Here is a 13,007-nt window from a genome sequence, read left to right as displayed (position 1 = left end):
TCTTATCCCCTTTATCTTCGCCCACCGAATTGAGGCTTTCTTTTTTCGAGAAATGCCTGAATGCCTTCTTTTGCGTCATCTGATGCAAATGCTTCCCCAAAGCGCTTTGCTTCAAGCTTTAAGCCGCCGTCATAAGAATAGATCTTGTTTGAATAAAGGAGCTCAAGCAGATAAGCCATCGACTGCGGGCTTTTTTCCGCAAATTTGCCCGCGAGCGTTTTCGCTTTTTGCAGCAGCTCATCCTCATGTTCGGCGCCTATCGTGACAAGGCCGAGGCTGAGCGCTTCTTCTCCGGTCACAGGTTCTGAAGTGCCGATCATTTCAAGCGCTTTCGCCGTACCGACGTACCGGGGAAGCCGCTGCGTCCCGGCAAAGCCCGGGATAATGCCGAGATTCAGCTCGGGCAGGCCGAGCTTTGCATCCAATGTAGCGATTCTGATATGGCAGGCCATGGCTAGCTCAAGACCGCCTCCGAGCGCAGCGCCGTGAATCGCTGCGATAACGGGCTTCGGAAACCCTTCAATTCTTTCCATCAGCTGCTGGCCTTTATCCGCCATGGCAGAAGATTGCTCAAGATTTTCAAGCGACGTAAATTCCTTTATATCGGCGCCCGCCGAGAAAAATTTTCCCTCACCGCGAATAATGATACTTCTGACGCTGTCATCCGTTTCACACCGGTCGAACATACCGGACAACTCATCTAAAACCGCACCGGACAGCGCGTTGGCCGGCTGATGATTAATGGTGATCACCGCAACAGATTGTTCTACCGCCATCGAAAGGCTGTTCATCCGTCAACCCCCTTTAGTTTTGATGAATTCCTGACACCAACAGCTCCAATACCTTGTCTGACAAATCCGGAAGATCATATTTCTGATCGTTCATCACCCATGTTGTCACTGTTTCATCTATCGTCCCGAATATCATCTGCCGGGCGAGGCGGACGTCGAGATTGTCTTTCCATTCCCCCGACTTGATTCCTTCGGTCAAAATGGTGTCCAGCATGTTTAAATAACCTTTTAAAATATCATTGATTTTCAGGCGCAGCTTGATATTTGACTGTCTGAGCTCAAGCTGGGTCACAATCGCGAGGTGGCGGTCATTGCCGAGCAGTGTGAAATGCTGCTTAATAACGAGGGCGAGTTTTTCTTTTGCCGTCGTTTTTTCTTTCACTTCTTCTTCCATGCGTTCAATGAACTGGCCCATCTTTTCTTTAAAAAGAGAAATGAGTATATCCTCTTTGTTTTTGAAATATAAATAGATGGTGCCGTCCGCAACGCCGGCCTGCTTGGCGATTTTGGACACCTGTGATTGGTGATAGCCGTTTTCCGCTATGACTTCTACTGCTGCATCAATAATCTGCATATACTTTGGCCGTTTTTGGTTCAATGTCATCGTTCCTTCCTTCGATAAATGAATGACTATTCATTCATAACTTCATGATAAAAAGGAATCCGGATTTTGTCAAGTTTTTCTTTTAAGGCACCTTATTTTCACGGGAAGCATCTTCCTCTTCGACTAAACGCCTTCTTAATATTTTTCCGACGGCCGTTTTCGGAAGCTCTTTTCTGAATTCGTAAAGCTTCGGGACTTTGTACGGCGCAAGCCGCTCTCTTGCAAACGCATCAAGCTCATCGGCATCTGCCTCGGCGCCTTTTTTCAAAACGATAAATGCTTTCACTGTTTCCCCTCTGTAGGAATCAGGGACGCCCGCTACGACGATTTCCTGAACGGCTTCATGCTCATACAGCGCCTCTTCCACCTCTCGGGGGTAAATGTTGTATCCGCCGGCAATGATGATGTCTTTTTTCCTGTCGGCGATGTAGAAAAATCCTTCCTCATCCATATATCCCATATCTCCGGTAAACAGCCAGCCGTCTCTGATGACACGCGCCGTCTCCTCCTGCTTATTCCAGTATCCTTTCATGACCTGAGGGCCTTTTACGATCAGCTCGCCGTGTTCATACGGTTCCGCAAGCCCGCCTTTTTCTTCTGAATAGATTCCGGCGTCGGTATTGGGCCAGGGACAGCCGATGCTGCCGGGTTTGTTTTTTCCCCAGATGAAGTTTGAATGGGTAACCGGTGATGCTTCGGATAATCCGTAGCCTTCCACAAGCTTTCCTCCGGTCACTTTTTCAAATTTCTGTTTGACCTCAACCGGCAGCGCCGCTGAACCGCTCGGACAGTTTTCAATGGAGGACAGATCATATTTATTCAGCTCCGGATGATGCAACAGACCGATGTAAATCGTCGGCGCCCCGGGAAAAACCGTCGGCTTCAGCCTGTCGATTGTTTTCAGGGTATCCAAAGGATTGAATTTAGGAAGAAGGATCATTTCACATCCCTGCATAATGGAAAAATTGAGCACAGCGGTCAATCCGTACACATGAAAAAAAGGCACGATGCCGAGCACCTTTTCGGCTCCCTTTTTCATTTTGTACATCCAGGCGGCGCACATTTCTGTATTGGCCTGAATGTTCCGATGTGTGAGCATGACACCTTTCGGATAGCCGGTTGTTCCGCCCGTGTATTGAAGCACGGCGATGTCATGCGCAGGGTCAATATCAAATGGCTCCGCTTCCTCCGCTTTTTCGTTTTTTAAAATATCCGCTAATTTGTGAATTTGTTCGCAGCCGTCATAATCAATATGCACCTGCTGTTTTTGTGTGAGCGTATACAGCATATTTTTCGGAAACGGCAAAAAGTCTTTTATACTCGTTGTAATAATGCGTTCGACCAGTGATAACGTTTTCATTTTTATCACTTTCGGAAACAGCATATCGAGGGTGATGATCACGCGCGGCGCACTGTCTTTCAGCTGATACTCAAGCTCGTGTTCCGTGTAGAGAGGATTGGTCTGAACGACAATGCCCCCGGCAAACAATACGCCGTAAAAAGCGATGACCGACTGCGGACAATTGGGCAGCATAATGGCGGCTCTGTCCCCTTTTTTCAGGCCTGTTTTGCGTAAAAAAGCGGCTAGCTTTAACGAATCTGTGAGAACGTCTTGGAATGTGAGTTTTTTTCCGAGAAAATAAATGGCGGTATGGTTCGGGAATTGAGCTGCGGAGTTTGTCAGATTGGATGGCAGGGTTTGATCGGTAAATTCAAGCTCATGCGGAATCTCTTCGGGATATTGAGAAAGCCATGGCTTTTCAGACTGCATAATACCTCTCCCTTCTGTTTTCCTATACGCTATTATTATAGCAGAAGGGTGATTGGAATTGGAAAGCGTTTCATGTGAAATTTCGAGTTTCAGGAGGTGTTGAGTTTGCTGGAAACGCTGCATTTTGAAGAAGGAGTTCCTATCCTGCGCCAGCTGCCGAAGCCGTTTACGTCGGCCGCCTTTTTGCTTCATCCCTTTGTCCGGATGCCTGATGGGTGGGAAGAGCAAAAGCGCAAGCGGCCTTATGAACATATATATCCGAGTGATGAGGAGATCATCGCGATGGGCAGACCCGTTTCCTGGAAAACCGTCATGACCGTTTGCGGATTGCGTTCTGAAAAAGAGACGGCACTTCGGGATGAATATGCACATCCTGAATCCGCCAGGGTGTTTAATCGGCTTCATCCCGATCTGTACTTGCCGAGCGACGATATTACTTCACCATTTTTAATTCCGGGACTTTTGGATGTGTTCCGTTCAAAAGGCATAAAGCGCTGCACTTATTATGAGCCTGTCGAAGAGAAAGGCATATTTTCACTCAATCAAACGGCGGCTTCGGATGTATGCGGATTGCTGCGGGCTGACATGATCATTGCCGACGAAAAACGGCGCGCGACTTTTATGAGCATATATGATTCTTTTACGACACTCTTTCTCATGGAAGATCAAGACATGCCGTCTGTCATCCGCGCCATGAGTTGGGAAGCCGTCATTTGCTCTGATACGGCCTGCATAAACTGGTATTCTCAATAAAAAAGGCCGCCGATTCTAGTTCGGCAGCCTTTTTTCAGTATTAAGATGTCATGACCAGATAAATAAGTCCGATGAACAGAAAAATTCCCGCTGCCGACAGCAGCACTTTCGCAAGCTTCTCCATTTTTCCCCGTCCCCTTAAATCCCGGCGGCCACCACAAATGACAGGCCGACTGAGATGACAAATGAAATAAAGCCGACAGCTCTGTTATCTTTTTCAATTTCTTTATCAATTTTAAACCGGGGCGTCAGAAATTCAAAGATAAAATAGCTGATTAAAAGCATAATAAATCCGTATACGCCCCAGCCGATCATTTGCAAAAGCGAATTATGCTGGGCGATGCTGTGCTGAAAGACATTTGCGATACCGAGAATTTTCCCTCCGGTCGCCATTGCCACCGCAAGATTGCCTTTTTGGATTTCCACCCAGTTTTTATAGGATGTCACCAATTCAAACACGGTCAGAAAAATGACGAGACACAAGACGGCTACACTGTAATAAGCCGCGATTTCAACAAGCTCATTTTCCCAAAAAGCATTCATGACGTTTACTCCCTTTTTATTTTAGTTCGACAATCGTTACGCCTGATCCTCCTTCTCCCGCTTCCCCGAACCGCGAGCTTTTCACGCTGCGGTGGTTTTTCAGAAGATCCTGCACCCCTTTTCGGAGGGCGCCCGTGCCTTTTCCGTGAATGATGGACACTCTCGGATAGCCGGCAAGCACCGCGTCATCTAAATATTTTTCGACGCGGCTGAGGGCGTTTTCGTAACGCTCTCCCCTGAGGTCAAGTTCAAGGGATACGTGATAATCCTTCCCTTTTACGGCGGTGATTGCTTTTTCTTTTTTCGGTTCAGGAGCCGATTTGAGAAACTCAAGATCTTTTTCCTTCACCTTCATTTTGAGGATGCCGATTTGGACGTTCCATTCTTTCTCGCCGGTTTTCTCAAGCAGCGCCCCTTTTTGTCCGAATGTGAGCACCTTTACTTCGTCGCCCGGCTTGAGCTCGCGTTTTTTCTCTGTCTTTCTTTCCGGCTGCTTTGATTTTTCAAAAGCCGGCATCGCGTCTCCGAGACGTTTTTTGGCGTCAATCAGCTCGTGTTCCTTAAAGGATCTGTGTTCTTGCTTGATGGACCGGAGTTCGCGGATGATCTGTTCGGCTTCTTTTGCGGCGGCTTCCAGTTTTTCCGCAGCTTTCTGTTCGGCTTCTTCCATCATTTTATCTTTTTGGGCGTTCAGCTCAATGATTTGCTGCTGAAGCTCTTTGTGCAGTTTTTCTGCTTCTTTTCTGATTGATTCGGTTTCAGAAAGTTCTTCATCCGCTCTTTTTTTGCTTTTTTCAAGCGATGCGATCATCAGGTCGACTTCGTTATGTTCGGCGGTCATTTCTGACTTCGCCTGGCCGATGATATGCTCCGGAAGCCCAAGGCGTCTTGAGATTTCAAATGCGTTGCTTCGGCCCGGCACTCCGATCAGAAGCTTATAGGTAGGCGAAAGCGTTTCGATGTCAAATTCAACGCTGGCATTCATGACGCCTTGTCTGTTATATCCGTATGCTTTCAGTTCCGGATAATGGGTTGTCGCAAGCACTCTGGCGTTTGTCCGGTGAACTTCGTCAAGGATGCTCATGGCAAGCGCCGCTCCTTCCTGCGGATCTGTTCCGGCACCGAGTTCATCAAACAGCACAAGACTGTTTTCAGACACGTCTTTTAAAATATTGACGATATTGACCATGTGGGATGAGAACGTACTCAGACTTTGTTCGATCGACTGTTCATCGCCGATATCGGCAAACACATTGTCAAATACGGCTGCTTCCGATCCTTCATCAGCCGGTATGTGCAATCCTGCCTGCGCCATTATCGTCAGCAGCCCGAGTGTTTTTAACGTAACGGTTTTACCGCCCGTATTCGGTCCCGTGATAACGATCGTTGAGTAATCTCCGCCCAGTTCAATATCGTTGGCCACGACTTGATCTTGGGGCAGCAGCGGATGGCGCGCTTTTTTCAGCCGGATAAAACCGTCTCCGTTCATGAGTGGTTTTGTCGCCTTCATTGCTTTTGCGTATCTCGCTTTGGCGAAAATGAAATCCAGTGTCTGCAGCACTTCCACATTTTGAGCGATTTCTTGTGTGTGTTCAGCCGTATGCTCCGTCAGCATTCGGAGAATCCGTTCGATTTCCTGTTTTTCTTTTACTTTCGCCTGCTGAAGCGAGTTGTTCATATCTACGATCGCCTGCGGTTCAATAAACAGTGTCGCACCGGATGAAGATGTATCGTGGACAATTCCGCCGTAGCTTGATCTGTATTCCTGTTTGACCGGGATGACAAAGCGGTCATTCCGAATCGTAACGATGGTGTCAGACAGCATTTTAGAAGCGGAAGATGAACGCAGCATCGATTCAAGCCGGTCTCTGACTCTTGATTCAAGCGTCCTGAGCTGCGTGCGGATTCCCCTTAAAGCGGGAGACGCATGATCAAGCACTTCCCCATGGTCATCAATGCAGGAGTTAATCTCCCTTTCCAAATCGCCTAATGTAATCAGCTCTTCTGCATGGGCCTGTATCAGCGGAATGCCGACGCCGTCTTCTGTCATTTGGCTGATAAAATGCTTCATTTGTTTAACGGCATACAGCAGCCCGGACAATTCGGTGAATTCCGCCGGCGTCAGCACACTGCCGATTTCCGCCCGCCGTAAAGCGGATCTAATGTCGGTCAGGCCGCCGAACGGAGCATGGCCTCTCAAGCGCATGACCGCGGATGCTTCTTCGACTTCATCCAGCTGTTTTTGGATGTCGGCGAGATCCGTCAAAGGTTTCAGCTGCAGAAGCTTCTCCCTGCCGAGCGATGAGGCGGCATGTGCGGTAATCTGTTCTTTTACTTTATGAAATTCAAGTGATGATAACACTTTTTGCTGCACGGTTTTATGGTCCTCCTTACTTAATCATTGCGCGTCAGAAATGCTTTGACCTCATGTAACGGCCGGGCGTTTAACACATGTTTTGTCTCCGTCCAGCCTTTGCGCGCAGCGGTCACGCCCGTTTTCATATCATCGAGCATCTCGATATTATGGGCATCGGTATTAATGACCAAAGTCACACCTTTTTCATTTGCTTTGATCAGATGCTCAGTCCGTAAATCGAGGCGCGCGGGGTTTGCATTCAGTTCAAGCGCCGTATTTGTTTTGGCTGCGAGCTCAATCAGCATGTCGATGTCGACTTCATAGCCGGCCCGTCTGCCGATCAGGCGTCCCGTCGGGTGGGCGATAATGTCCACGTGCTTATTCGTCAGCGCCTGTTCAAGCCGTTTCATAATGACATGCTCCGGCTGGCTGAAGCTTGAATGAATAGATGCGATGACAAGATCCATTTCAGACAGAACGCTGTCATCATAATCAAGCGAACCGTCGGGGAGAATGTCCATTTCTACGCCTTTAAAAATATGAAAATTTTCAAATTCAGCGTTTAACGCGTCAATTTCTTCCGCCTGTTTTCTGAGCCGTTCGGCCGTTAACCCGTTGGCTACCTTTAAATATTGGGAATGGTCGGTGATCGCCATGTACTGGTAGCCTTTTTCCATACATGCTTCTGCCATTTCTCTGATGGAAAAAGCGCCGTCACTCCAGGCTGAATGCATGTGGAGATCGCCTTTTATCGCTTTATGCTCCACAAGGTCCGTTTCTTCCCGGTACGTGTCGACCTCCTGCCCGCTTTCTCTGAGCTCAGGAGGAATAAACGGCAGACCGAAGTGGGCGTAAAACGCTTCTTCGCTCGGGAATGTTTTGACGTCTCCCGTTTCTATGGTTTCTACTCCGTATTCACTGATCCGTTCACCGCGCTCTTTCGCCAGCTGGCGCATTTTAATGTTGTGGTCTTTAGAACCCGTAAAATGATGCAGTGTGGTGGCAAACTGTTCCTCTGTCACAAGCCGGAAATCCACACTCGTCTCGTATTCAAAGGTCAGGATAACCGATACTTTTGTATCCCCGCCCGCTATCACGTCTTTTACGTTCGGGAGGGAAAGAAGCTGTTCTCTGACAGCCTCCGGACGATCTGTAGCGATAATGTAATCCAGATCTTTTACGGTTTCCCGCGCTCTTCTGAGACTGCCGGCCCGGGAATATTTCTGAATATCCGTCAGCCGGGCCAAATGTTCTTCAATGACTGAAGCAATGCTGAGCGCATAGCCGATTGGAAACCGTTCGGGCTGTTTTCCGGCTTCTCCGAGAGCCTGAAGGATTTTCTCCTCCGTTTTTTTGCCGAAACCGGCGAGCCCCTGTACTTTTTGCTGCTCGCATGCTTCTTTCAGCGATTCCGCGTCATGAACGCCAAGCTCCTGGTACAGCTTGGCGATTTTTTTGCCGCCGAGGCCCGGAAGCTTCAAAAGAGGAACCAAGCCTTCCGGGACTTCTTTCTGCAATTGGAGAAGCGTGCCGGACACACCTTCCTGCATATATTCACGAATGACGCCGTAGGTGCCTTTTCCGATTCCGGATAAAGACATCATGTCGTCGATTTCCGACAGGCTGCGGTCATCCTGCTCAAGCGCCGCCGCCGCTTTTCGGAAGGCTGATATTTTAAACGGGTTGTCCCCTTTCAGTTCCATATAGACCGCAATCGTTTCAAGCAGCCTGATGATATCTTTTTTATGCATACTGTTAACCCCCAGTCGTTTCCTGCTTTTCATCATACAAATTTTTCTCTTCCGGCACAACTGACGCAGAGCTTGAAAAAAACTTCTCCGGTCAAGAGAAGTTTTTTATGCCCCGTACTGGGCCCACAGTTCTTGCAGGAGCCCCGACAGATACGGCGTATGATGTGTGATGATATTTGCAAGCGTCGATTGTGCGAGCATATCCTGAAGCGCGCTTACCGGCAGTACGGATGCGACGTATAACAGGATAAACGCAAATAAATAGACTTCCAGAAATCCAAGCACCCCGCCCAGCAGTTTGTTGATCTGTTTAATGACCGGAATGCCGGCGATGATATTAAGCGCCGCTCCGATAATCCGGAGCAGGATCTTTGCGATGATAAACAAAATGACAAACGCGATCGCGTTGTAATAAGCTGTCTCCACGTTTCCTTTAATAAAAGACAGAGCCGCCTGCCCGCCGGAAAAATCAGGGGCGGGTATAAAGCTCAGATGCGGGGCCAGGTTTTTGTAAAAAAGCGCCGCAAACGCAATCGAGAGGATGAAACTCGTCAAGTATATAAATTGGAGGATAAATCCTCTTTTTAATCCAAGCAATGTGCCCATTAAGAGCAGAACTAAGATGATGATATCTATCATATGGTGTTCATTCCTTTTCTTTAAGCTGCCGCTCCAGTATTTCATATTTTTCTTGCAGTTTCATATAATCATGCACGACATTGACCGCAGTCAATACAGCGAGCTTATTTATATCAAGATATGGATTTTTCTCGTTGATTTCTCTCATTTTATCATCAACCATTCCGGCCACATGGCGCATGTGCGCTTTGCTTTCTTCCCCGATAATGGTGAAGTGCTGGCCGTAAATGTTTACTGTCGTTTTGGTTTTTTTGCCGTCAGACAACGTTTCTCCTCCATTCCGCGAGAATCCTAGTTCCTATCATACCACGATTATCGTTTGAATGGAAAGACGAGCCTCGGGCTGTTATGATACACTGGTATATACAGTGAAAAGTGCCAAAAAAGGAGATTATATCGTGTCCCATTCTGTTATAAAAGTATCCGCTTCCGCTATGGAACAAATGAAACAATCCTATGCCGGCTCCCTTACTCCCGCCGTTCCGCAGGGCGCCGTCTTCCAGGCCAAGCCCCCGGGCTGTACCATTACAGCCTACCGCTCGGGCAAGGTTCTCTTTCAAGGAAAAAACGCCGGCACAGAAGCGGCCCGCTGGGGAACGGCTGAGGCGCCGAAGGCAAAGAAAACCGTCAAAAAAGCGGCCGACCCGGTTTACGCTCCCCCGGCGGGCATTGCCTCCATGTCAGTGATCGGCTCTGATGAAGTCGGAACAGGCGATTACTTCGGGCCGATAACGGTTGCCTGCGCTTACGCCGACAAAACAAAGCTTTCTTTAATGAAAGAACTCGGTGTGAAGGATTCGAAGGATTTAAAAGATCCGCAGATTATTGAAATCGCCAAACTGTTAATTAAAACCATTCCTTACAGCCTGCTTGTGTTGAAAAACGAAAAATACAATCAGATGCAGGAAAAAGGCATGAGCCAAGGAAAAATGAAGGCGCTCCTTCATAATCAGGCGATTTCCAATCTGCTGAGAAAAATGAACGGCGTTAAACCGGAAGCGATTCTGATTGACCAATTTGCAGAGCCCGGCATTTATTTTAAGCATCTTTCCGGACGGGATATCGTAAAAGAAAAAACGTTTTTCAGCACGAAAGCGGAAAGCATACATCTTTCCGTCGCCGCAGCCTCTATCATTGCGCGATATTCTTTCTTAATTGAAATGGATAAGCTTTCCCGTGAGGCTGGGATGACGATTCCAAAAGGCGCGGGGCCGCACGTCGATGAAGCTGCCGCCAAGCTGATCATCAATAAGGGAGAAGGTGCGCTCAGAACGTTCACCAAACTTCATTTTGCCAATACGCAAAAAGCGAAACGCCTTGTAGAACGGAAACGGTCATAATAAAAAAAGCTTGCAGAATGATCTGCAAGCTTTTTCTTTATCCTCTTAATACCGCCTGATACGTTTCTTCCAGCGCTTTCAGCACGTTTTCATGTACTTTTGTCACTTCTTCTTCTGTCAATGTTTGTTCAGGGTTAACATATTGGAGCGAGAAGGCGACGGATTTTTTGCCCTCTTCCATATGCTCACCTTCGTACACATCAAATACGGTGACTTCTTTCAGCAGCGCGCCGCCGGCTTCTTTGATCACGGCTTCGAGCTGTCCGCTTGTAACGGTTTTATCTGCCACAAGCGCAATGTCGCGCGTGACGGACGGGTACTTCGGAATCGGCGTATACACGACAGGTTCTGTTTCCTCGGTCAGAAGCGCGTGCAGATCTAGCTCGAACACATACGTTTCTTTGATATCCAGCTCTTTTTCCATTGCCGGATGCACCTGGCCGATAAATCCGGCAAGCGAACCGTTCAATAGAATGTTTGCCGTCCGGCCGGGATGCATGTTTTTGCGTTCTGACTGGACAAATTCAACCCGGTCTGACACATTCAATTGATGCAGCAGGCCTTCAACGATTCCTTTGGCGACGAAGAAATCAACCGGCTTTTTCTCACCCTGCCATAAATTTTTACGCCACAATCCGGTTACAGCTCCGGCAACCCGTTCTTTTTCAACCGGTTTTGTGTTTTCTTCTTTCGTCAGAAATACAGAACCTGTTTCATATAAAGCAACGGAATCAGTCTGTCTGGCCAGATTGTATGAAACGGCTTCAAGAAGATTCGGTACGAGACTGTGTCTGAGAATGCTTCTTTCTTCGCTCATCGGCAGAGCAAGCATCGTGTTGAATGATTTTTCGATCGCAAAAGCGGCCGCTTTTTTATCATTCGTTAATGAATAAGTGGTCGCTTGTGAAAGACCCGCTCCTTCAAGGAAACGTCTCACTTTCCGGCGTTTTGCCTGATACGGTGTCAAGCCGCCTGTCGTGCCGGCCGTTTCCGGAAGCGTGGACGGAATATTGTCATACCCGTACAATCTCGCCGCTTCTTCAATCAGGTCTTCTTCTATTCTAATATCTCCGCGGCGGGACGGCACTGTTACGACGAGAACGTCTTCAGCTTCACCGACTGCAAACCCGAGGCGCTTGTAAATGCTGATGATTTCTTCTTTAGCGATTGCCATGCCAAGCACGGCGTTCACTTTTTCAACAGACACGTGAATGTTGTTTGCTTCGATTTTCAGATGGTTTTCTTCAACCGTGCCTGAGAGCACTTCTCCGCCGGCATATGCCTGAATGAGACTGCAGGCCCGTTCAGCCGCCAGCAAAACGCGGGCCGGATCAATGCCTTTTTCATATCTGGCGCTCGCTTCGCTTCTCAGTCCGAGGTCTCTCGACGCTTTGCGGACGGTCTGTCCGTCGAAATAAGCGGCTTCCAGTAAAATCGCAGTGGTGTCTTCGCGGACTTCAGACTCAGCTCCGCCCATGACTCCCGCAACGGCTTGCGCTTTTTTTCCGTTTGTGATGACCAAATGGCTGCTTGACAGCTTGCGCTCTTGTTCATCCAGCGTCACGATGGTTTCGTTTTCCGCCGCTTTTCTGACGACGACCTCTTTTGAACCGAACCGGTCGTAATCGAAAGCGTGAAGCGGCTGTCCGTACTCAAGGAGGACGAAGTTTGTAATGTCCACGACGTTATTATGCGGGCGGATGCCTGCATTCATCAGCTTCGTCTGCATCCAAAGCGGTGACGGGCCGATTTTGACGTTTTTAATGATTTTTGCGGCATAATGCGGATTGGCCTGCGTATCTTCAATCTTGACGGAAACAGCATCCGCCGCTTTTTCTGCCGCTTTTTCATATGAAGCCTCCGGAAGCTTTACCTCTGCGCCAAGGATAGCCGCCACTTCATAAGCCACGCCAAGCATGTTCATCGCGTCGGCGCGGTTCGGCGTTAAGCCCAATTCTAAAATCGCATCATCAAGCTGAAGGGCCGCCATTGCGTCAGCTCCCGTTTCAGCATCATTCGGAAAAACGAAAATGCCTTCCGCATATTCTTTCGCCACGAGCTTGCTCTCAATGCCAAGCTCCTGAAGGGAACAGATCATGCCGTGAGACGCTTCGCCGCGCAGCTTGGCTTTTTTAATTTTGAAATTGCCGGGAAGCACGGCTCCGACCGTTGCAACGGCAACCTTCTGTCCTTTATCAACATTCGGGGCGCCGCAGATAATCTGCACGGGTTCCTCCGCACCGATATCAACAAGGCATTTGTTGAGCTTGTCGGCATTCGGGTGCTGTTCACGCTCAAGCACATGTCCGATGACAACGCCTTTTACGCCCTCCCCTTTATACTCGATACCCTCAACTTCAATACCGGCTCTCGTAATTTTTTCTGCAAGCACGGCCGGGTCGATTCCCTGCAAGTCAACGTAATCTTCTAACCATTTATAAGAAACAAACATGTGTATC

Annotated in this window: 11 protein-coding genes; 2 read left to right on the top strand and 9 right to left on the bottom strand. The window is 48.4% G+C overall.

Features of this window, described 5'->3' with window-relative positions:
* Positions 1-11: 11 nt before the first annotated feature.
* The 3 genes from HWY38_RS14750 to HWY38_RS14740 all read right to left on the bottom strand — a co-directional run bounded on the left by HWY38_RS14750 (position 12) and on the right by HWY38_RS14740 (position 3,166).
* Positions 12-791 carry an enoyl-CoA hydratase gene (locus HWY38_RS14750; protein ID WP_224182117.1) on the bottom strand — a complete coding sequence of 260 codons (780 nt, stop codon included), beginning with the start codon at positions 789-791 and terminating at the stop codon, positions 12-14.
* Positions 792-804: 13 nt separating this feature from the next.
* A complete protein-coding gene (locus HWY38_RS14745) occupies positions 805-1,389 on the bottom strand; it encodes a TetR/AcrR family transcriptional regulator (protein ID WP_007408119.1) in 585 nt (194 codons plus the stop codon).
* A gap of 88 nt (positions 1,390-1,477) precedes the next feature.
* The gene (locus tag HWY38_RS14740) at positions 1,478-3,166 is read right to left on the bottom strand and encodes an AMP-binding protein (RefSeq protein ID WP_038459415.1); all 1,689 of its coding nucleotides are present in this window, start codon (positions 3,164-3,166) and stop codon (positions 1,478-1,480) included.
* A 105-nt stretch (positions 3,167-3,271) separates the two neighbouring features.
* Here HWY38_RS14740 and HWY38_RS14735 point away from each other — a divergent pair, with 105 nt between their 5' ends.
* Positions 3,272-3,919, top strand: a complete 648-nt coding sequence (locus tag HWY38_RS14735; RefSeq protein ID WP_263433342.1) for a DUF2711 domain-containing protein — start codon at positions 3,272-3,274, stop codon at positions 3,917-3,919.
* Between the two features lie 138 nt (positions 3,920-4,057).
* Here the strand turns inward: HWY38_RS14735 and HWY38_RS14730 are convergent, their stop codons facing one another.
* The 5 genes from HWY38_RS14730 to zapA all read right to left on the bottom strand — a co-directional run bounded on the left by HWY38_RS14730 (position 4,058) and on the right by zapA (position 9,473).
* Positions 4,058-4,462, bottom strand: a complete 405-nt coding sequence (locus HWY38_RS14730; protein ID WP_003152541.1) for a DUF350 domain-containing protein — start codon at positions 4,460-4,462, stop codon at positions 4,058-4,060.
* Positions 4,463-4,478: 16 nt separating this feature from the next.
* Positions 4,479-6,836, bottom strand: a complete 2,358-nt coding sequence (locus HWY38_RS14725) for an endonuclease MutS2 (RefSeq protein ID WP_224182115.1) — start codon at positions 6,834-6,836, stop codon at positions 4,479-4,481.
* A gap of 20 nt (positions 6,837-6,856) precedes the next feature.
* Positions 6,857-8,569, bottom strand: coding sequence for a DNA polymerase/3'-5' exonuclease PolX (gene polX / locus HWY38_RS14720; protein ID WP_060657393.1), 1,713 nt, complete (start codon positions 8,567-8,569; stop codon positions 6,857-6,859).
* 105 nt (positions 8,570-8,674) lie between these two features.
* Positions 8,675-9,208, bottom strand: coding sequence for a CvpA family protein (locus HWY38_RS14715; RefSeq protein WP_003152534.1), 534 nt, complete (start codon positions 9,206-9,208; stop codon positions 8,675-8,677).
* Positions 9,209-9,215: 7 nt separating this feature from the next.
* Positions 9,216-9,473 (bottom strand): cell division protein ZapA, encoded by a 258-nt coding sequence (zapA, locus tag HWY38_RS14710; protein WP_003152533.1) that lies wholly within the window; start codon positions 9,471-9,473, stop codon positions 9,216-9,218.
* Positions 9,474-9,606: 133 nt separating this feature from the next.
* Between zapA and rnhC the strand changes: the two genes are divergently transcribed.
* Positions 9,607-10,548: a ribonuclease HIII gene (rnhC, locus tag HWY38_RS14705; protein WP_003152532.1), complete on the top strand. Its 942-nt coding sequence runs from the start codon at positions 9,607-9,609 to the stop codon at positions 10,546-10,548.
* Between the two features lie 37 nt (positions 10,549-10,585).
* On the opposite strand, the gene pheT is transcribed toward rnhC, so the two are convergent.
* Positions 10,586-13,000, bottom strand: coding sequence for a phenylalanine--tRNA ligase subunit beta (gene pheT / locus HWY38_RS14700; protein ID WP_014305542.1), 2,415 nt, complete (start codon positions 12,998-13,000; stop codon positions 10,586-10,588).
* Between the last annotated feature and the right edge of the window lie 7 nt (positions 13,001-13,007).

The sequence above is a fragment of the Bacillus sp. KS1 genome (assembly GCF_020075515.1).
Taxonomy (GTDB): Bacteria; Bacillota; Bacilli; order Bacillales; family Bacillaceae; genus Bacillus; species Bacillus velezensis.
The sequence above is the reverse complement of the archived record's forward strand: the minus strand, read 5'-3'. Positions and strand labels throughout refer to the sequence as shown.

What these genes read in the sequence shown, in the direction of transcription:
- HWY38_RS14750 (WP_224182117.1), bottom strand. Translation starts at nt 791, where the DNA reads ATGAACAGCCTTTCGATGGCGGTAGAACAATCTGTTGCGGTGATCACC.
- HWY38_RS14740 (WP_038459415.1), bottom strand. Translation starts at nt 3,166, where the DNA reads ATGCAGTCTGAAAAGCCATGGCTTTCTCAATATCCCGAAGAGATTCCG.
- HWY38_RS14730 (WP_003152541.1), bottom strand. Translation starts at nt 4,462, where the DNA reads ATGAATGCTTTTTGGGAAAATGAGCTTGTTGAAATCGCGGCTTATTAC.
- polX (WP_060657393.1), bottom strand. Translation starts at nt 8,569, where the DNA reads ATGCATAAAAAAGATATCATCAGGCTGCTTGAAACGATTGCGGTCTAT.
- HWY38_RS14715 (WP_003152534.1), bottom strand. Translation starts at nt 9,208, where the DNA reads ATGATAGATATCATCATCTTAGTTCTGCTCTTAATGGGCACATTGCTT.
- pheT (WP_014305542.1), bottom strand. Translation starts at nt 13,000, where the DNA reads ATGTTTGTTTCTTATAAATGGTTAGAAGATTACGTTGACTTGCAGGGA.